The organism is Bacillus sp. TE9106W (genome assembly GCF_054062215.1).
Genome location: NZ_JBSSFA010000023.1, coordinates 19,788 through 37,359, shown reverse-complemented (window position 1 = coordinate 37,359; position 17,572 = coordinate 19,788). Strand labels below are relative to the sequence as shown.

General features: G+C 41.0%; 17 protein-coding genes. All 17 read left to right on the top strand.

Going from position 1 to position 17,572, the window contains the following annotated elements; genetic code table 11:
• The first annotated feature begins 239 nt into the window (after positions 1-239).
• The 17 genes from rpoB (at position 240) to rpmC (ending at position 17,571) form a co-directional block, all read left to right on the top strand.
• Positions 240-3,773, top strand: a complete 3,534-nt coding sequence (rpoB, locus tag ACVWY7_RS26065) for a DNA-directed RNA polymerase subunit beta (RefSeq protein WP_000147554.1) — start codon at positions 240-242, stop codon at positions 3,771-3,773.
• A 37-nt stretch (positions 3,774-3,810) separates the two neighbouring features.
• Positions 3,811-7,422: a DNA-directed RNA polymerase subunit beta' gene (gene rpoC / locus ACVWY7_RS26060; protein WP_000567936.1), complete on the top strand. Its 3,612-nt coding sequence runs from the start codon at positions 3,811-3,813 to the stop codon at positions 7,420-7,422.
• Positions 7,423-7,535: 113 nt separating this feature from the next.
• Positions 7,536-7,784, top strand: a complete 249-nt coding sequence (locus ACVWY7_RS26055; protein WP_000121830.1) for a 50S ribosomal protein L7ae-like protein — start codon at positions 7,536-7,538, stop codon at positions 7,782-7,784.
• 114 nt (positions 7,785-7,898) lie between these two features.
• Positions 7,899-8,321, top strand: coding sequence for a 30S ribosomal protein S12 (gene rpsL / locus ACVWY7_RS26050; protein WP_001142340.1), 423 nt, complete (start codon positions 7,899-7,901; stop codon positions 8,319-8,321).
• A 29-nt stretch (positions 8,322-8,350) separates the two neighbouring features.
• Complete coding sequence (gene rpsG, locus ACVWY7_RS26045; RefSeq protein WP_001137493.1) at positions 8,351-8,821, top strand: 30S ribosomal protein S7; 471 nt, start codon at positions 8,351-8,353, stop codon at positions 8,819-8,821.
• A gap of 207 nt (positions 8,822-9,028) precedes the next feature.
• A complete protein-coding gene (gene fusA, locus ACVWY7_RS26040) occupies positions 9,029-11,107 on the top strand; it encodes an elongation factor G (RefSeq protein WP_073525552.1) in 2,079 nt (692 codons plus the stop codon).
• Positions 11,108-11,224: 117 nt separating this feature from the next.
• The gene (gene tuf / locus ACVWY7_RS26035; protein WP_001029614.1) at positions 11,225-12,412 is read left to right on the top strand and encodes an elongation factor Tu; all 1,188 of its coding nucleotides are present in this window, start codon (positions 11,225-11,227) and stop codon (positions 12,410-12,412) included.
• Positions 12,413-12,810: 398 nt separating this feature from the next.
• Complete coding sequence (rpsJ, locus tag ACVWY7_RS26030; RefSeq protein ID WP_001040596.1) at positions 12,811-13,119, top strand: 30S ribosomal protein S10; 309 nt, start codon at positions 12,811-12,813, stop codon at positions 13,117-13,119.
• A 34-nt stretch (positions 13,120-13,153) separates the two neighbouring features.
• Entirely contained in the window at positions 13,154-13,786 is a 633-nt protein-coding gene (gene rplC / locus ACVWY7_RS26025; RefSeq protein WP_000160207.1) for a 50S ribosomal protein L3, read from the top strand.
• Positions 13,787-13,811: 25 nt separating this feature from the next.
• Positions 13,812-14,435: a 50S ribosomal protein L4 gene (gene rplD / locus ACVWY7_RS26020; protein ID WP_001127258.1), complete on the top strand. Its 624-nt coding sequence runs from the start codon at positions 13,812-13,814 to the stop codon at positions 14,433-14,435.
• On the top strand, positions 14,435-14,725 hold the full coding sequence (gene rplW, locus ACVWY7_RS26015; protein WP_001205558.1) for a 50S ribosomal protein L23: 291 nt from the start codon (positions 14,435-14,437) through the stop codon (positions 14,723-14,725). The genes rplD and rplW overlap by 1 nt, the downstream gene beginning before the upstream one ends.
• Before the next feature lie 28 nt (positions 14,726-14,753).
• Positions 14,754-15,584 (top strand): 50S ribosomal protein L2, encoded by an 831-nt coding sequence (rplB, locus tag ACVWY7_RS26010; RefSeq protein WP_000511580.1) that lies wholly within the window; start codon positions 14,754-14,756, stop codon positions 15,582-15,584.
• A 60-nt stretch (positions 15,585-15,644) separates the two neighbouring features.
• A complete protein-coding gene (gene rpsS, locus ACVWY7_RS26005) occupies positions 15,645-15,923 on the top strand; it encodes a 30S ribosomal protein S19 (protein WP_000124453.1) in 279 nt (92 codons plus the stop codon).
• Positions 15,924-15,940: 17 nt separating this feature from the next.
• Positions 15,941-16,282, top strand: coding sequence for a 50S ribosomal protein L22 (rplV, locus tag ACVWY7_RS26000; protein WP_001148025.1), 342 nt, complete (start codon positions 15,941-15,943; stop codon positions 16,280-16,282).
• A gap of 3 nt (positions 16,283-16,285) precedes the next feature.
• The gene (gene rpsC, locus ACVWY7_RS25995; RefSeq protein WP_000529956.1) at positions 16,286-16,945 is read left to right on the top strand and encodes a 30S ribosomal protein S3; all 660 of its coding nucleotides are present in this window, start codon (positions 16,286-16,288) and stop codon (positions 16,943-16,945) included.
• 1 nt (position 16,946) lies between these two features.
• Positions 16,947-17,381, top strand: a complete 435-nt coding sequence (rplP, locus tag ACVWY7_RS25990) for a 50S ribosomal protein L16 (RefSeq protein ID WP_000928969.1) — start codon at positions 16,947-16,949, stop codon at positions 17,379-17,381.
• Positions 17,371-17,571, top strand: a complete 201-nt coding sequence (rpmC, locus tag ACVWY7_RS25985; RefSeq protein ID WP_000855718.1) for a 50S ribosomal protein L29 — start codon at positions 17,371-17,373, stop codon at positions 17,569-17,571. The genes rplP and rpmC overlap by 11 nt, the downstream gene beginning before the upstream one ends.
• Position 17,572 lies beyond the last annotated feature (1 nt).

Genomic DNA, 17,572 nt, shown 5'->3' with positions numbered 1-17,572 from the left:
TTGAGAAAGATGTATATTTTTGTTTCTCTTGGAAAAGATAGTAAAATCAGCAGATTATGAAACAGAATGATGGTTTTCTTATAGAAGCCATTTTTCTTTTTTGAGCAGGTAGAAAGACTCAACGTATTTATCTTTAAGAGAAAAAAGACTACGCTAAATAGCAGTAGTTGTATTTATTTGTGATTTTGCACAAATTTTTTTGTGCATTTATAATACTCATGATTTGAGGGGTGAAGCAGTTGACAGGTCAACTAGTTCAATACGGACGCCACCGCCAACGAAGAAGTTATGCCCGTATTAGTGAAGTATTAGAGTTACCAAATCTTATCGAAATTCAAACCTCTTCTTATCAGTGGTTTCTTGATGAGGGTTTGCGAGAAATGTTCCAAGACATTTCTCCGATTGAAGACTTTACGGGAAATCTATCGCTTGAATTTATCGACTACAGCTTAGGTGAACCTAAATACTCTGTAGACGAATGCAAAGAGCGTGATGTGACGTATGCAGCACCACTTCGTGTAAAAGTGCGTCTAATCAACAAGGAAACTGGTGAAGTAAAAGAACAAGATGTGTTCATGGGAGATTTCCCACTCATGACAGAGACTGGAACATTCGTAATTAACGGTGCAGAACGTGTTATCGTTTCCCAGTTAGTTCGCTCTCCAAGCGTATACTATAGTGGCAAAGTGGATAAAAACGGAAAACGTGGTTTTACTGCTACTGTAATTCCAAACCGCGGAGCTTGGTTAGAGTATGAGACAGATGCTAAGGATGTTGTATATGTGCGTATTGACCGTACGCGTAAACTTCCTGTAACTGTTTTGTTACGCGCATTAGGGTTTGGCTCTGATCAAGAAATCACCGAGCTTTTAGGTGATAACGAATACTTAAGCAACACATTAGAAAAAGACAACACAGATAGCACAGAAAAAGCATTGCTTGAAATTTATGAGCGTCTACGCCCTGGTGAACCACCAACAGTAGAAAATGCTAAGAGCTTACTTGTGTCTCGTTTCTTCGATCCAAAGCGCTACGATTTAGCAAATGTAGGTCGCTACAAGATCAACAAGAAGTTACACATTAAAAACAGATTGTTTAATCAACGTTTAGCTGAAACATTAGTGGATCCAGAAACTGGTGAAATTTTAGCGGCAGAAGGAACAATCTTAGATCGTCGTACACTTGATCGCATTTTACCTTACTTAGAGAAAAACATTGGATTCAAAACAGCGAAACCAATGGGTGGAGTGGTAGAAGGCGATGTTGAGCTGCAATCTATTAAGATTTATGCTCCTGAGTCAGAAGGCGAACGTGTAATTAATGTAATTGGTAATGCAAACATTACTCGTGATGTAAAACACATCACACCAGGTGATATCCTTGCTTCTATCAGTTACTTCTTCAACCTACTATACAAAGTAGGGGATACAGATGATATCGACCACTTAGGAAACCGTCGTCTGCGTTCTGTTGGAGAACTATTACAAAATCAATTCCGTATCGGTCTTTCTCGTATGGAACGTGTTGTTCGTGAGAGAATGTCGATCCAAGATACAAATGCAATTACACCACAGGCATTAATTAATATTCGTCCTGTTATTGCATCTATTAAAGAGTTCTTCGGAAGTTCTCAGTTATCTCAGTTCATGGACCAAACAAACCCATTAGCAGAGTTAACTCACAAACGAAGACTATCTGCATTAGGACCGGGTGGTTTAACGCGTGAGCGCGCAGGCTTTGAAGTACGTGACGTTCACTACTCTCACTATGGTCGTATGTGTCCGATTGAAACACCAGAGGGACCAAACATCGGTTTGATTAACTCATTATCTTCATTCGCGAAAGTAAATGAGTTTGGTTTCATTGAAACACCATACCGTCGTGTTGACCCAGAAACTGGTCTTGTAACAGGGCATGTTGATTATTTAACAGCAGATGAAGAAGATAATTATGTTGTAGCCCAAGCGAATATGAAATTATCTGAAGAAGGAGAATTCCTTGATGAAGATATCGTAGCTCGTTTCCGTGGTGAAAACATTGTCACAAATAAAGAACGCATCGACTACATGGATGTATCACCAAAACAAGTAGTGTCGGCAGCGACAGCTTGTATTCCGTTCTTAGAAAACGATGACTCTAACCGCGCACTTATGGGAGCGAACATGCAACGTCAGGCGGTTCCGTTAATGAATCCGGAATCACCGATTGTAGGTACAGGTATGGAGTACGTATCAGCAAAAGACTCAGGTGCTGCAGTAATCTGTAAACACCCTGGTATTGTTGAGCGCGTAGAAGCACGTGAAGTTTGGGTACGTCGCTATGTAGAAGTTGACGGTCAAACAGTAAAAGGCGACTTAGATCGCTACAAAATGCAAAAATTCATTCGTTCTAACCAAGGAACTTGCTACAACCAACGTCCAATTGTAAGTGTTGGAAATGAAGTTGTAAAAGGTGAAATCCTTGCGGATGGTCCTTCTATGGAATTAGGTGAACTAGCACTTGGACGTAACGTGCTTGTTGGCTTCATGACTTGGGATGGTTATAACTACGAGGATGCGATCATTATGAGTGAGCGCCTTGTAAAAGATGATGTGTACACTTCTATTCATATTGAAGAATATGAGTCAGAAGCTCGTGATACGAAGCTTGGACCAGAAGAAATTACACGTGACATTCCAAACGTTGGGGAAGATGCATTACGCAACCTTGACGAGCGCGGTATCATTCGCGTTGGTGCGGAAGTAAAAGATGGAGATTTACTTGTTGGTAAAGTAACGCCTAAAGGTGTAACAGAATTAACAGCTGAAGAACGTCTATTACATGCTATCTTTGGAGAAAAAGCGCGTGAAGTACGTGATACATCACTACGTGTACCACACGGTGGTGGCGGTATTATCTTAGACGTAAAAGTATTCAACCGTGAAGATGGCGATGAATTGCCACCAGGCGTGAATCAACTTGTACGTGCATATATCGTTCAAAAACGTAAAATTTCTGAAGGTGACAAGATGGCCGGACGTCACGGTAACAAAGGTGTTATCTCTCGTATTTTACCAGAAGAAGATATGCCTTACTTACCAGACGGTACGCCAATCGACATCATGTTAAACCCATTAGGGGTACCATCTCGTATGAATATCGGTCAGGTATTAGAGCTTCATCTTGGTATGGCAGCAAGATACCTTGGTATTCACATTGCAACACCAGTATTCGATGGTGCTCGTGAGGAAGATGTTTGGGGCACAATTGAAGAAGCTGGTATGGCAAATGACGCGAAAACAATCCTGTATGACGGACGTACTGGTGAACCGTTCGATAACCGTGTATCTGTTGGTGTCATGTATATGATCAAACTTGCGCACATGGTTGACGATAAACTTCATGCTCGTTCTACTGGACCATACTCACTTGTAACGCAGCAGCCTCTTGGAGGTAAAGCTCAGTTCGGTGGACAGCGTTTCGGTGAGATGGAGGTTTGGGCACTTGAAGCTTACGGTGCTGCTTATACTCTTCAAGAAATCTTAACAGTGAAGTCTGATGATGTTGTTGGACGTGTTAAGACGTATGAAGCAATTGTTAAAGGCGAAAATGTTCCAGAACCAGGCGTTCCTGAATCATTCAAAGTATTGATTAAAGAGCTGCAAAGTTTAGGTATGGACGTTAAAATGATGTCTAGCGACGATACAGAAATTGAAATGCGTGATACGGAAGATGACGATGATCATCAATCAGCAGATAAATTGAATGTCGAAGTTGAGACAACTAAGGAATAATTGGGATAACCTGTAGACTAAAAGGGAGGTAGGCCCCTTGATAGATGTAAATAACTTTGAATATATGAAGATTGGACTTGCTTCACCTGACAAGATTCGTTCTTGGTCATACGGTGAAGTTAAGAAACCAGAAACAATTAACTATCGTACGTTAAAGCCTGAAAAAGATGGCTTGTTCTGTGAGCGTATTTTCGGACCACAAAAGGACTGGGAATGTCATTGCGGAAAATACAAACGTGTACGTTATAAAGGTGTAGTTTGTGATCGATGTGGCGTTGAAGTAACGCGTGCGAAAGTACGTCGTGAACGTATGGGTCATATCGAATTAGCTGCTCCTGTATCTCATATTTGGTATTTCAAAGGTATCCCGAGCCGCATGGGACTTGTCTTAGACATGTCCCCTCGCGCGCTTGAAGAAGTAATTTATTTCGCTTCTTATGTTGTAACAGAAAGTGGAGATACACCACTTGATAAGAAGCAATTACTTTCTGAAAAAGAATACCGTGCATATCGTGATCGATATGGTAGCACATTCCAAGCTGCTATGGGTGCAGAAGCGATTAAAAAGCTATTACAAGACATCGATTTAGATAAAGAAGTAGACTTCTTAAAAGAAGAATTAAAAACAGCACAAGGACAACGCCGTACTCGTGCTATTAAACGTCTAGAAGTATTAGAAGCATTCCGTAACTCTGGAAATGAGCCATCTTGGATGATCTTAGATGTTCTACCAGTAATCCCACCAGAACTACGACCAATGGTACAGTTAGATGGTGGACGTTTTGCTACTTCTGACTTAAACGACTTATACCGTCGTGTAATTAACCGTAACAACCGTTTAAAACGTCTATTGGACTTAGGTGCACCAAGCATTATCGTTCAAAACGAAAAACGTATGTTACAAGAAGCTGTAGACGCATTAATCGATAATGGTCGTCGTGGCCGTCCAGTTACTGGACCAGGTAACCGTCCATTAAAATCTTTATCTCACATGCTTAAAGGTAAACAAGGACGTTTCCGTCAAAACTTATTAGGTAAACGTGTTGACTACTCTGGTCGTTCTGTAATCGTTGTAGGACCGAACTTAAAGATGTATCAATGTGGATTACCGAAAGAGATGGCGCTTGAACTGTTCAAACCTTTCGTAATGAAAGAGTTAGTTGAAAAAGGATTAGCACACAACATTAAGAGTGCGAAACGTAAAATCGAGCGTGTACAACCTGAAGTTTGGGACGTTTTAGAATCTGTGATTAAAGAACATCCAGTACTTCTAAACCGCGCACCGACACTTCACCGTCTTGGTATTCAGGCGTTTGAACCTACATTAGTAGAAGGTCGCGCAATCCGTCTTCACCCACTTGTATGTACTGCATACAACGCGGACTTTGACGGTGACCAAATGGCCGTTCACGTACCTTTATCATCAGAAGCACAAGCAGAAGCTCGTCTTCTTATGTTAGCGGCACAAAACATCTTGAACCCGAAAGACGGTAAACCAGTTGTTACTCCATCTCAGGATATGGTATTAGGTAACTACTACTTAACACTTGAGCGTGAAGGTGCAATCGGTGAAGGTATGGTCTTCAAAGATGCGAACGAAGCATTACTTGCATATCAAAATGGATATGTACATCTTCATACGCGTGTTGCAGTAGCTGCAAGTGCAGTAAACAACGCAACATTTACTGAAGAGCAAAAGAATATGCTTCTATTAACAACAGTTGGTAAATTAATATTTAACGAAATCTTACCAGAGTCGTTCCCTTATATTAATGAACCAACAAATTCAAACCTTGAAAAAGAAACACCAGCGAAATATTTCGTTGAAAAAGGTGCGAACATTAAAGAGATTATTGCTAGTCGCGAAGAAGTGGCACCATTCAGCAAGAAAATCCTTGGTAACATCATTGCGGAAGTGTTTAAACGTTTCAAAATTACAGAAACGTCTCGCATGCTTGACCGTATGAAAAACTTAGGATTCAAGTACTCTACAAAAGCTGGTATTACAGTTGGGGTATCTGACATTCTTGTATTAGGTGAAAAAGATGAAATTCTCCACGAAGCACAAGCAAAAGTAGATAATGTAATTAAACAATTCCGTCGCGGTTTAATCACGGAAGAAGAACGTTACGATCGCGTTATCTCTATTTGGAGTAATGCAAAAGATGTTATCCAAGGAAAACTGATGAAGTCCTTGAATAAACGCAACCCAATCTTCATGATGAGTGATTCCGGTGCCCGTGGTAACGCATCGAACTTTACTCAGCTTGCTGGTATGCGTGGTCTGATGGCCAATCCATCTGGTCGTATCATCGAACTTCCAATCAAATCAAGTTTCCGTGAAGGTTTAACAGTACTTGAGTACTTCATCTCTACGCATGGTGCGCGTAAAGGTCTTGCCGATACAGCACTGAAAACTGCCGATTCTGGTTACTTAACACGTCGTCTTGTTGACGTTGCACAAGATGTAATCGTTCGTGAAGATGATTGTGGAACAGATCGCGGTTTATTAATTGGTGCGATTAAAGAGGGTAATGAAGTTATTGAGTCATTATATGATCGTCTTGTTGGACGTTTTGCAAGAAAAACTGTAAAACATCCTGAAACAGGTGAAGTATTAGTTGCTGAAAATCAATTAATTACTGAAGATATCGCTCATATTGTTGAAAACTCGGGTGTTGAAACTGTAAACATTCGTTCAGCGTTTACGTGTAACACTCGCCATGGTGTATGTAAGAAGTGTTACGGTCGTAACTTAGCAACTGGAACAGACGTAGAAGTAGGGGAAGCGGTAGGTATTATCGCAGCTCAATCTATCGGTGAGCCAGGTACACAGTTAACGATGCGTACGTTCCATACAGGTGGGGTTGCCGGAGATGATATCACTCAAGGTTTACCTCGTATCCAAGAGATCTTCGAAGCTCGTAATCCGAAAGGTCAGGCTGTTATCAGTGAAATCGACGGTGTTATCGCAGCGATCAACGATGTTAAAGATCGCCAAGAAGTAGTTGTACAGGGTGAAGTTGAAGCTCGTACGTATGCTATTCCTTATGGTGCTCGTCTGAAAGTAATTCCAGGACAGAAAATTAGCCACGGTAAAGAGTTAACAGAAGGTTCTATTGATCCGAAAGAATTACTAAAAGTAACAGACATTACGGCAGTTCAAGAATACTTATTACGTGAAGTTCAAAAAGTATACCGTATGCAAGGGGTAGAAATTGGTGACAAACACGTAGAAGTAATGGTACGCCAAATGTTACGTAAAGTACGTGTGAGTGATGCAGGTGAAACAGATGTATTACCAGGAACATTACTAGATATTCATCAGTTTACTGATGCGAATGCGAAGGTGTTACTGCAAGGTAAACAACCAGCAACAGCTAGACCTGTTCTACTTGGTATTACAAAAGCTTCACTTGAAACAGATTCATTCTTATCTGCAGCATCGTTCCAAGAAACAACTCGTGTCTTAACTGATGCAGCGATTAAGGGTAAACGCGATGAGCTTCTAGGATTGAAAGAAAATGTTATTATCGGTAAACTTGTTCCTGCTGGAACAGGTATGAATCGTTATCGCAAAGTGGATCTTGTTAAAACTACACAAGATGACATGAATGTAGAAAACGATGAAGTTTATGTGGAACAGTAAAATTTTCCGTCGTAAATTTTGTATAAAAACAGTTAATCCTAGTTGACATTGTATGAGTCAAAATGTTACTATAAGCAAGGTTGCTCCTGAACGATGCTTTGGAGGATATTTATATGTCTTATCAAAAAGTGTCAAATGCTGAAAATGTAGTCGTTGGTCATAAACGTACATTGGAAGCAATCAAAAATGGTATAGTTAAAGAAGTTGTCATTGCAGAAGATGCTGATATGCGGTTAACCCATGTTATCATTCGCACTGCATTGCAACATAACATACCCATAACCAAAGTTGAATCAGTTCGTAAACTTGGAAAAGTTGCGGGGATTCAAGTGGGAGCTTCAGCAATAGGAATAATAAGTTAAAACTGTTTTTGTGAGGAGAGAGCATTTGCTCTCCCTTGCAAAAACTTTGTTTTCAACTAATAATGAACCACCTGGATATGTGGTCATACAAACATGCGAAGGGAGGATAATCAAATGCCTACTATTAACCAATTAGTGAGAAATGGTCGTACTGATAAAGTATGGAAATCTAAATCACCTGCGTTAAACAAAGGTTTTAACTCTTTAAAGAAAAAATCAACTGATATCTCTGCACCTCAAAAACGTGGTGTATGTACTCGTGTTGGTACAATGACTCCAAAGAAACCTAACTCAGCGTTACGTAAATATGCTCGTGTTCGTTTAACAAATGGTATTGAGGTAACAGCATACATCCCAGGTATCGGTCACAACTTACAAGAGCACAGCGTAGTATTAATTCGCGGTGGTCGTGTAAAAGACTTACCAGGGGTACGTTACCACATCGTTCGTGGTGCGCTTGATACAGCTGGTGTTGACAAGCGTATGCAAGGCCGTTCTAAATACGGTACTAAAAAGCCTAAAGCGGCTAAGAAATAATAACTTTTTAATGAAAGGAGGAACTCAATATGCCTCGTAAAGGACCTGTTGCAAAACGTGACGTGTTACCAGATCCAATGTACAATTCGAAGCTAGTAACACGCCTTATCAACAAAATGATGGTTGACGGTAAAAAAGGTAAATCTCAAACAATTCTTTATAATGCGTTCGATATCGTAAGCGAACGTACTGGTAAAGAGCCAATGGAAGTATTCGAGCAAGCTCTTAAGAACATTATGCCTGTTCTTGAAGTACGCGCTCGTCGTGTTGGTGGTGCTAACTACCAAGTTCCAGTTGAGGTTCGTCCAGAACGCCGTACAACTTTAGGTCTTCGTTGGTTAGTAAACTACGCTCGTCTTCGTGGTGAAAAAACTATGGAAGAGCGTCTTGCTAACGAAATCTTAGATGCAGCTAACAACGCTGGTGCATCTGTTAAGAAACGTGAAGACACTCATAAAATGGCAGAAGCTAACAAAGCATTTGCTCATTACCGTTGGTAGGATTCAACGTAAAATAAATGTAAGCATAAACCGCTTTATTTGTCGCTTATGGAAGTGTGGAGAGGGAGAATGCCTCTCCCTTTCGTTGGGCGCTCGTTTTACATAATGAGAGTACTGGACATACTGACATGTGTAACAATATAAAGTGGCTTTTTTGCTACTTAAAATAAAAAATCCAATCCATATATGGAAGGAGCAAGACACCAAATGGCAAGAGAGTTCTCTTTAGAAAACACTCGTAATATTGGTATCATGGCTCACATCGATGCTGGTAAAACAACAGCTACTGAGCGTATTCTGTACTACACAGGACGTATTCACAAAATCGGTGAAACTCACGAAGGTGCATCTCAGATGGACTGGATGGAGCAAGAGCAAGAGCGTGGTATCACAATTACTTCCGCTGCAACTACAGCACAATGGAAAGGTCACCGTGTAAACATCATTGACACTCCAGGTCACGTAGACTTCACAGTAGAAGTAGAACGTTCTTTACGCGTACTTGATGGCGCGGTAGCAGTACTTGATGCACAATCTGGTGTAGAACCACAAACAGAAACTGTTTGGCGTCAGGCTACTACTTACGGCGTACCTCGTATCGTATTCGTTAACAAAATGGACAAAATCGGTGCAGATTTCTTATACTCTGTAGGAACAATCCACGATCGTTTACAAGCAAACGCACACCCAATTCAGTTACCAATCGGTGCTGAAGATGAGTTCAATGGTATCATTGACCTTGTTGAAGAATGTGCTTACATGTACGGTAACGATTTAGGAACAGACATTCAACGTGTTGAAATTCCTGAAGAGCACAAAGAACTAGCTGAAGAATACCGTGGAAAACTTATCGAAGCGGTAGCTGAGCTAGATGAAGAAATGATGATGAAGTACCTAGAAGGTGAAGAAATCACTGTAGAAGAGCTTAAAGCTGGTATCCGTAAGGCTACTACTTCTGTAGAATTCTTCCCAGTAATCTGTGGTTCTGCATTCAAAAACAAAGGTGTTCAAATTCTGTTAGACGCAGTTATCGACTACCTACCATCTCCATTAGACGTACCTGCTATTAAAGGTATCGTTCCTGATACAGATGAAGAAGTAGAACGTAAGTCTAGCGATGAAGAGCCTTTCTCTGCATTAGCATTCAAAATCATGACTGACCCTTATGTTGGTAAGTTAACGTTCTTCCGTGTGTATTCTGGTGTGTTAAACTCTGGATCATACGTGAAAAACTCAACTAAAGGTAAGCGTGAGCGTGTAGGTCGTATCCTACAAATGCACGCTAACAGCCGTGAAGAGATTTCAACAGTTTACGCTGGTGATATCGCTGCTGCTGTAGGTTTAAAAGATACTACTACTGGTGATACTCTTTGTGACGAGAAGAGCCTTGTTATCCTTGAGTCTATGGAATTCCCAGAGCCAGTTATCTCTGTAGCTATCGAACCAAAATCTAAAGCTGACCAAGATAAAATGGGTACAGCATTATCTAAGCTTTCTGAAGAAGATCCAACATTCCGTGCTCACACTGACCAAGAAACTGGCCAAACAATCATCGCTGGTATGGGTGAACTTCACCTTGATATCATCGTTGACCGTATGCGCCGTGAATTCAAAGTTGAAGCAAACGTTGGTGCTCCTCAGGTAGCATACCGTGAGACTTTCCGCGCTGCTGCGAAAGTTGAAGGTAAGTTCGCTCGTCAATCTGGTGGACGTGGACAATTCGGTCACGTTTGGATTGAGTTTGAACCTAATGAAGAAGGTAAAGGATTCGAATTCGAAAACAAGATCGTCGGTGGTGTTGTTCCACGTGAATACATCCCAGCTGTAGGCGCAGGTCTTGAAGATGCACTTAAAAATGGTGTACTTGCTGGATATCCAGTAGTAGACATTAAAGCTGCATTAGTTGACGGATCTTACCATGATGTCGATTCATCTGAGATGGCGTTCAAAATCGCTGCATCTATGGCCCTTAAAGCTGCGGTTTCTAAATGTAACCCAGTAATTCTTGAGCCAATGATGAAAGTTGAAGTTGTAATTCCTGAAGAGTACATGGGTGACATTATGGGTGACGTAACATCTCGTCGTGGACGTGTAGAAGGTATGGAAGCTCGCGGTAACGCTCAAGTTGTTCGCGCTATGGTTCCACTTTCTGAAATGTTTGGTTATGCAACGTCATTACGTTCTAACACTCAAGGACGCGGAACATTCTCTATGGTGTTTGACCACTATGAAGAAGTACCAAAGTCTGTTTCTGAAGAAATTATCAAAAAAAATAAAGGTGAATAATTGATTTTTATCGATTCTTCACGTATAACTACTTATGTAAGCTTAGAAAGTGGGACGCAAGTTTCGCTTTCTAGCCTAAATATAAAATAACCTATATAAACTAAGGAGGAATTTAGAATGGCTAAAGCTAAATTCGAACGTTCTAAACCCCATGTTAACATCGGTACAATCGGCCACGTTGACCATGGTAAAACTACATTAACTGCTGCGATCACTACAGTACTTGCAAAAGCTGGTGGTGCTGAAGCACGCGGATACGATCAAATCGATGCTGCTCCAGAAGAAAGAGAGCGCGGTATCACAATCTCAACTGCACACGTTGAGTACGAAACTGAAACTCGTCACTATGCACACGTTGACTGCCCAGGTCACGCTGACTATGTTAAAAACATGATCACTGGTGCTGCTCAAATGGACGGCGGTATCTTAGTAGTATCTGCTGCTGATGGCCCAATGCCTCAAACTCGTGAGCACATCCTTCTTTCTCGTCAAGTAGGTGTACCTTACATCGTTGTATTCTTAAACAAATGCGACATGGTAGACGACGAAGAATTATTAGAATTAGTAGAAATGGAAGTTCGCGACCTATTATCTGAATACGGATTCCCAGGCGACGACATTCCTGTAATCAAAGGTTCTGCTCTTAAAGCTCTTCAAGGAGAAGCTGATTGGGAAGCAAAAATCATTGAATTAATGGCTGAAGTTGATGCTTACATCCCAACTCCAGAACGTGAAACTGACAAACCATTCTTAATGCCTGTAGAGGACGTATTCTCTATCACAGGTCGTGGTACAGTTGCTACTGGTCGTGTTGAGCGCGGTATCGTTAAAGTTGGTGACGTTGTAGAAATCATCGGTCTTGCTGAAGAAAATGCTTCTACAACTGTAACTGGTGTAGAAATGTTCCGTAAACTTCTTGACCAAGCTCAAGCTGGTGACAACATCGGTGCTTTACTTCGTGGGGTTGCTCGTGAAGACATCCAACGTGGACAAGTACTTGCGAAAAGCGGTTCTGTAAAAGCTCACGCTAAATTCAAAGCTGAAGTTTTCGTATTATCTAAAGAAGAAGGTGGACGTCACACTCCATTCTTCGCTAACTACCGTCCTCAGTTCTACTTCCGTACAACTGACGTAACTGGTATCATCCAATTACCAGAAGGTACTGAAATGGTAATGCCTGGTGACAACATCGAAATGACTATCGAACTTATCGCTCCAATCGCTATCGAAGAGGGAACTAAATTCTCTATTCGTGAAGGTGGACGTACAGTAGGTTACGGTGTAGTTGCTACTATCGTTGAGTAATCTTAACTGATATAAAAAACCTCAAGGGATTTTCCCTTGGGGTTTTTGTTTGCGTTTATATAATAAATGAAATCATATTTTTATGTTTTGACGAGTTTCTTCTATAGTATATAAAAAGTAATAAACAAAACCCAGAAACTGTAAAATGAATTCTGGTAGATGAAAACTTGAAATTCTTTAAAGTGCCATGTATAATAGCAAAAGTAGAGAAAAGCAGATGCAAACAAAAAGATGCTTGCATCTAGACGAATAACATTGTATAATAGGCAATGTTGGTCTTTGACTGCGATGAAGTGGAAGGTTGCTGACACACCCGGCCGCTTTGCCATGGCATGGTGTGGGGAAATTTCCATGGAGAAGGTCTATTTTAGAAATAGGCGAACGAAGGAGGGAAAATAATGGCAAAAGAAAAAATTCGTATCCGTTTAAAAGCTTACGATCACCGTATTCTTGATCAGTCAGCTGAGAAAATTGTAGAAACAGCTAAGCGTTCTGGGGCAACAGTTTCTGGTCCGATCCCATTACCAACTGAAAAAACTGTTTACACAATTCTTCGTGCTGTTCATAAGTACAAAGATTCTCGTGAGCAATTCGAAATGCGCACGCACAAACGTCTAATCGACATCGTGAGTCCTACTCCACAAACAGTAGATTCATTAATGCGTTTAGACTTACCATCTGGTGTAGATATCGAAATCAAACTATAATTTATATAACTTAAAAATGTAGGAGGTGTAACTCATGACCAAAGGAATCTTAGGAAGAAAGATCGGTATGACTCAAGTATTTGCTGAGAACGGTGAGTTAATCCCAGTAACAGTTATCGCTGCTAATCCAAACGTTGTTCTTCAAAAGAAAACAACTGAAACTGATGGCTACAACGCAATTCAGTTAGGATTTGAAGATAAACGTGAAAAGTTAACTAACAAACCTGAACAAGGCCACACTGCTAAAGCATCTACAACTCCTAAGCGCTTCATTCGCGAAATCCGCGATGCAGACGTGGACGGATTAGAGGTTGGTCAAGAGGTAAAAGTTGACGTATTCGCTACAGGTGAAATCGTTGATGTAACAGGAATTTCTAAAGGTAAAGGTTTCCAAGGTGTTATCAAACGCCACGGACAATCTCGCGGACCTATGTCTCATGGTTCTCGCTATCACCGTCGTCCAGGTTCAATGGGCCCAGTTGCTCCGAACCGTGTATTCAAAGGCAAAAAACTTGCTGGACGTATGGGTGGAGACCAAGTTACTATCCAAAACTTAGAAATCGTTCAAGTTGACACTGAGCGCAACTTATTACTAGTAAAAGGTAACGTTCCAGGTGCTAAGAAATCTCTTGTAGTTGTTCAAGGCGCTGTGAAGGTTAGCAAATAATTCACAATAGGAAGGAGGAATTCCAATGCCAAAAGTTACTGTATATAACCAAACTGGTTCACAGGTTGGTGAAATCGAATTAGCTGAAGCTATTTTCGGTATCGAACCAAATGAAGCTGTACTTTTCGAAGCTGTAATGATGCAACGTGCATCTTTACGTCAAGGTACACACAAAGTAAAAACTCGCTCTGAAGTTCGCGGTGGTGGTCGTAAACCATGGCGTCAAAAAGGAACTGGACGTGCTCGTCAAGGGTCTATCCGCTCTCCTCAATGGCGTGGTGGTGGTACGGTATTCGGACCTACACCAAGAAGCTATGCGTACAAACTTCCTAAGAAAGTTCGTCGTTTAGCAATCAAATCTGCATTAGCTACTAAAGTAGTTGAGAACAACATTGTAGTTCTTGAAGACCTAGTGTTAAATGCACCAAAAACAAAAGATATGCTAGCAGTACTTAAAGGATTAACTGTTGAGAAGAAAGCTCTTATCGTAACTGCTGATGCAAACGAATCTGTAGAGTTATCTGCTCGCAATATCCCTGGAGTAACAGTAATCACTGCTGATGGCGTAAACGTTTTAGACGTGCTTCATCATGATAAGCTAATCATGACAAAAGCGGCAGTGGAAAAAGTAGAGGAGGTGCTTGCATAATGAGAGATCCTCGTGATATCATTAAGCGCCCAGTTATCACTGAACGTTCTATGGAAATGATGGCTGAAAAAAAATACACGTTCGATGTGGACGTTAAATCTAATAAAACAGAAGTTAAAGATGCTCTAGAAGCGATCTTTGGTGTTAAAGTAGAAAAAGTGAACATCATGAACTACAAGCCGAAAGCAAAACGCGTTGGTCGTCACGCTGGTTTTACTAGCCGTCGTCGTAAAGCAATCGTTAAGCTAACTGCTGACAGCAAAGAAATCGAAATCTTCCAAGGCGTTTAATTCTTACTAAAGAAGGAGGGAAATTGAGATGGGAATTAAAAAGTATAATCCAACTACTAACGGTCGTCGTAACATGACTACGAATGATTTCGCTGAAATCACGACTGACAGACCCGAAAAGTCTTTACTTGCTCCTTTAAGCAAAAAGGCTGGTCGTAATAACCAAGGTAAAATCACTGTACGTCATCAAGGTGGCGGACATAAGCGTCAATACCGTATCATCGACTTCAAACGTAACAAAGATGGAATTCCAGGACGCGTTGCTACGATCGAATACGATCCAAACCGCTCTGCGAATATCGCATTAATTAACTACGTTGACGGTGAAAAACGTTACATTCTTGCTCCTAAGAACTTAGAAGTAGGTATGGAAATTATGTCTGGCGCTGAAGCTGACATTAAAATCGGTAACGCATTACCATTAATCAACATTCCAGTAGGTACTGTTGTTCATAACATCGAGCTTAAACCAGGTCGTGGTGGACAATTAGTTCGTTCTGCTGGTACATCTGCACAAGTACTTGGTAAAGAAGGTAAATACGTTCTTGTACGTTTAACTTCTGGTGAAGTGCGTCTTGTATTATCTGCTTGCCGTGCAACTGTAGGTCAAGTTGGTAACGAGTCACACGAACTTATCAAGATCGGTAAAGCTGGTCGCTCTCGCTGGTTAGGTAAGCGCCCAACTGTTCGTGGTTCTGTAATGAACCCAGTTGATCACCCACACGGTGGTGGTGAAGGACGTTCACCAATCGGACGTAAGTCTCCAATGTCTCCATGGGGTAAACCAACTCTTGGATTCAAAACTCGTAAGAAAAACAAAGCGTCTGACAAATTCATCGTTCGTCGTCGTAAAAAATAATGGGATTGTAGTACGGTTCACTTTGAGAACCGTACGGCAATCACGAAGGGAGGCACCAAAATGGCTCGTAGCTTGAAAAAAGGACCATTTGTCGATGATCATTTAATGAGTAAAATTGCAAAGCTAAATGAAACTGAGCAAAAGCAAGTTGTTAAAACTTGGTCTCGTCGTTCAACGATCTTCCCTCAGTTCATCGGTCACACAATCGCTGTATATGACGGTCGTAAACATGTACCTGTATATGTTACTGAAGACATGGTAGGCCACAAGTTAGGTGAATTCGCACCAACTCGTACGTATAAAGGTCATGATGCTGACGATAAGAAAACTAGAAGATAATGAGAGGAGGCACTTCAATGCAAGCTAAAGCAGTAGCGAGAACAGTTCGTATTGCTCCTCGTAAAGTTCGTTTAGTTGTAGACTTAATCCGAGGTAAGCAAGTGGGTGAAGCGATTGCTATCCTTAACCACACACCAAAAACTGCTTCTCCAGTTGTAGAAAAAGTTTTAAAATCTGCAATCGCAAATGCAGAGCACAATTATGAAATGGACATTAACAGCCTAGTTGTTGAGAAAGTTTTCGTTGACGAAGGTCCAACGTTAAAACGTTTCCGTCCACGTGCAATGGGTCGTGCAAGCCAAATTAACAAACGCACAAGCCACATCACAGTTGTGGTATCAGAAAAGAAGGAGGGATAATCGATGGGTCAAAAGGTTAATCCAATTGGTCTTCGTGTCGGCGTTATCCGTGACTGGGAATCTCGTTGGTTCGCTGAGAAAGATTACGCTACATTATTACATGAAGACATCAAAATCCGTGAGTACATTAATGTACGCTTAAAAGATTCTGCTGTTGCTAAAGTAGAAATCGAACGTGCAGCAAATCGTGTAAATGTTACAATTCACACAGCAAAACCTGGTATGGTAATTGGTAAAGGTGGTACTGAAGTTGAAGCACTTCGTAAAGCTCTTAACCAATTAACAGGCAAGCGTGTACACATCAACATTTTAGAAGTTAAGAGAGCTGATCTTAACGCTAAATTAGTAGGCGAAAACATTGCTCGTCAATTAGAAAACCGTGTATCATTCCGTCGTGCACAAAAGCAAGTTATTCAACGTGCTATGCGTGCAGGTGCTAAAGGTATTAAAACACAGGTTTCTGGTCGTCTTGGCGGAGCTGATATCGCTCGTGCAGAATCTTACAGTGAAGGAACTGTTCCACTTCATACACTTCGCGCTGATATTGACTATGCAGCAGTTGAAGCTGATACAACATACGGTAAATTAGGCGTAAAAGTATGGATCTACCGTGGAGAAGTCCTTCCTACAAAAAAGAAAGCTTCTGAGGAAGGAGGAAAATAATATGTTAATGCCAAAACGCGTAAAATATCGTAGAGAGCATCGTGGTAAAATGCGTGGTCGTGCAAAAGGTGGAACTGAAATTGCTTTCGGTGAATTCGGTTTACAAGCACAAGCTGCTTCATGGATTACAAACCGTCAAATCGAAGCTGCTCGTCGTGCAATGACTCGTTACATGAAACGTGGCGGTAAAGTATGGATTAAAATTTTCCCTTCTAAACCTTACACTGCAAAACCTCTAGAAGTACGTATGGGTTCCGGTAAAGGGGCACCAGAAGGCTGGGTAGCAGTAGTAAAACCTGGGAAAATTATGTTCGAAATCGCGGGTGTATCTGAAGAGGTAGCACGCGAAGCATTACGTCTTGCAGCTCACAAGTTACCTGTGAAATGTAAATTCGTAAAACGTGAAGAAAATGGTGGTGAATCTAATGAAAACTAATGATATTCGTGAATTAACCACTGCCGAAATCGAAACAAAAGTTAAAGCTTTAAAGGAAGAGTTGTTTAATCTTCGCTTCCAACTTGCTACAGGACAATTAGAGAATCCAACTCGCATTCGTGAAGTGCGTAAAGCAATTGCTCGTATGAAAACTGTAGTTCGTGAAAGAGAGATCGGAATTAATCGATAAA

Excerpts from the sequence above, each read along its gene's own strand:
- ACVWY7_RS26055 (WP_000121830.1), top strand. The coding sequence starts at position 7,536 with ATGTCTTATCAAAAAGTGTCAAATGCTGAAAATGTAGTCGTTGGTCAT.
- rpsL (WP_001142340.1), top strand. The coding sequence starts at position 7,899 with ATGCCTACTATTAACCAATTAGTGAGAAATGGTCGTACTGATAAAGTA.
- rpsG (WP_001137493.1), top strand. The coding sequence starts at position 8,351 with ATGCCTCGTAAAGGACCTGTTGCAAAACGTGACGTGTTACCAGATCCA.
- fusA (WP_073525552.1), top strand. The coding sequence starts at position 9,029 with ATGGCAAGAGAGTTCTCTTTAGAAAACACTCGTAATATTGGTATCATG.
- tuf (WP_001029614.1), top strand. The coding sequence starts at position 11,225 with ATGGCTAAAGCTAAATTCGAACGTTCTAAACCCCATGTTAACATCGGT.
- rpsJ (WP_001040596.1), top strand. The coding sequence starts at position 12,811 with ATGGCAAAAGAAAAAATTCGTATCCGTTTAAAAGCTTACGATCACCGT.
- rplC (WP_000160207.1), top strand. The coding sequence starts at position 13,154 with ATGACCAAAGGAATCTTAGGAAGAAAGATCGGTATGACTCAAGTATTT.
- rplD (WP_001127258.1), top strand. The coding sequence starts at position 13,812 with ATGCCAAAAGTTACTGTATATAACCAAACTGGTTCACAGGTTGGTGAA.
- rplW (WP_001205558.1), top strand. The coding sequence starts at position 14,435 with ATGAGAGATCCTCGTGATATCATTAAGCGCCCAGTTATCACTGAACGT.
- rplB (WP_000511580.1), top strand. The coding sequence starts at position 14,754 with ATGGGAATTAAAAAGTATAATCCAACTACTAACGGTCGTCGTAACATG.
- rpsS (WP_000124453.1), top strand. The coding sequence starts at position 15,645 with ATGGCTCGTAGCTTGAAAAAAGGACCATTTGTCGATGATCATTTAATG.
- rplV (WP_001148025.1), top strand. The coding sequence starts at position 15,941 with ATGCAAGCTAAAGCAGTAGCGAGAACAGTTCGTATTGCTCCTCGTAAA.
- rpsC (WP_000529956.1), top strand. The coding sequence starts at position 16,286 with ATGGGTCAAAAGGTTAATCCAATTGGTCTTCGTGTCGGCGTTATCCGT.
- rplP (WP_000928969.1), top strand. The coding sequence starts at position 16,947 with ATGTTAATGCCAAAACGCGTAAAATATCGTAGAGAGCATCGTGGTAAA.
- rpmC (WP_000855718.1), top strand. The coding sequence starts at position 17,371 with ATGAAAACTAATGATATTCGTGAATTAACCACTGCCGAAATCGAAACA.